At 27.1% G+C, this 1,822-nt stretch carries 3 protein-coding genes; all 3 read right to left on the reverse strand.

The genetic code is table 11. From position 1 onward, the window contains the following. Nucleotides 1–51: 51 nt before the first annotated feature. Genes ACI32A_RS05855 through ACI32A_RS05865 form a run of 3 tightly spaced genes read right to left on the reverse strand, consistent with a single transcriptional unit; the run spans nt 52 to nt 1,542 of the window. Nucleotides 52–441 carry a hypothetical protein gene (locus tag ACI32A_RS05855; RefSeq protein ID WP_439754105.1) on the reverse strand — a complete coding sequence of 130 codons (390 nt, stop codon included), beginning with the start codon at nt 439–441 and terminating at the stop codon, nt 52–54. After that, the gene (locus ACI32A_RS05860) at nt 441–938 is read right to left on the reverse strand and encodes a WG repeat-containing protein (protein WP_439754106.1); all 498 of its coding nucleotides are present in this window, start codon (nt 936–938) and stop codon (nt 441–443) included. The genes ACI32A_RS05855 and ACI32A_RS05860 overlap by 1 nt, the downstream gene beginning before the upstream one ends. Next, nucleotides 922–1,542: a hypothetical protein gene (locus tag ACI32A_RS05865; protein WP_439754107.1), complete on the reverse strand. Its 621-nt coding sequence runs from the start codon at nt 1,540–1,542 to the stop codon at nt 922–924. Before ACI32A_RS05865 ends, ACI32A_RS05860 begins: the two co-directional genes overlap by 17 nt. Nucleotides 1,543–1,822 lie beyond the last annotated feature (280 nt).

The following is a 1,822-nucleotide window of genomic DNA, read 5'->3' on the forward strand; positions in this document are numbered from 1 at the left end:
TGTTTACACCTTAAATCTGCTCCTTTTTCTGTGTCGTTTTACGCACTCATTTTACAATAGTCTATTTTTTTTTACATACTCTTCATTTTCTTTCGATTTATCATAAATTATAAATTGAACATTTACAGAATAGCCATCAATATCTTTATATGGTAATTTCTTAATTTTCTGAATTTCAAAATTTTTTACAATTATTATATTGTTTCGAAATCCACCCTTTGCTAAAAATTCTGGCATATCTGCCTTTTCTTTATTTTCATCATCATAAAAATACTCTACCATTTTATCAGTTATATTTGTTTTATATTTTTCATGCTCAATCGATACCGTTTCAATATATTTTTGTATAAAAACTTTAATTTCATTTGTGTTATTACCTTTACAAGCAAATAAAACAATTACAAATAAAAGTATACTAAGAATATTTAATTTAAGTTTCATTAATTTACCTTGGAAAAATCGAGATATTCTTCAGTATTTATGAGACCTATATTTTCTTTAAACATCTTCCATTTATTATTAACTAAAATCTGCCAATATCCATTATCTGGATTAGGAAGGATTTTTTCACATGTAGCATTAAGAACAAAATCACCTTGAGTATTTATAAGTCCGTATTTTGTTGAACCATCTATAGTTAAAGAAAAAATAGCAATATTTTGAACGAAATCTGATATAAAAGTAAAATTATCTGGGAAAGATTTTATTATGTTTTCATTTAAGTCTATTAATTTCCAATTTTTAATTTTTGCAGCTAATACTTTTCCAGAATAATTAAATAACTGTTTGTATTTTGGTTGTATGACCCAATCACCTTCTTTATTAAGTAAACCATACAATGAGTTTTCAGTTTCTGCAATTAAGACACCTTCTACAAATGCCTTTCCTAGACTTTTATATACAGGTGGTATTACAACTGTTTTATCGTTTTTTATCATTATTCCAAATATAAAATCTTGCAAATCCATTTGAGAATGGGTCATACATAACTTCATACTTGACAATTTCATTTGAAATAGATTTATAGGAAAATGTGTCTGGTAGTTGTATTTTTTTTCGTTTTATTCCGTTATTATCAAAAAATAAGAAAATATAGTTAGATTTTTTGTGGGTTACAATACACTCATTATTCATTGAATATATAAAATTTGTTTTGAAGACGAGTTCACCTTTGTAATTATATAAACCATGATACTCTTTGTTTTGATCATAGATAACATTATTTCCTACATCGTAATTAACAACCATAAAAAATCCGTTATAACAATGTGTGTAACTGAGAGGTTCTGTTTTATAAGAAAAAAGTATATTACCAAAAGTATCTATAACTTCACAAGTTCCACCTTCTTCGCCCAAAACACCTAGACCGTATCCATTTGAAAAGTTTTCAATATATGTATACCGAGGATATACAATCACTTCTTTTGTGTCTGGATTGAATAATCCATATTTTCCTTCATTATTTATAAATCGAACTGGAGTATAAGTGTTTAACGGTTTATTTATACTTTTGTACAAGCTATAAATAACAATGATAAACATGCTATAAATATTTTTTTCATGCTTATTCTCCTAATGGCATATATCTAAAATTTGAATATTTAAAACTAGTTTCAATATTCTGTAATGCCTAACCGCAACTTGGACTAAAACAGCAAAGCTAATAAGGTGTATAATACAAAGGAAGGACACCTTATGGGAAGAACGCGAAGAACTTTTACGGCAGAAGAAAAATTGAAAGTTGTGTAAAATGAGTGCGTAAAACAGCACAGAAAAAGGAGCAGATTTAAGGTGCAAACAGCCGATAAATTAAGCAAGGCGG

Source organism: Floccifex sp. (genome assembly GCF_051873555.1).
GTDB lineage: Bacteria > Bacillota_I > Bacilli_A > Erysipelotrichales > Erysipelotrichaceae > Floccifex.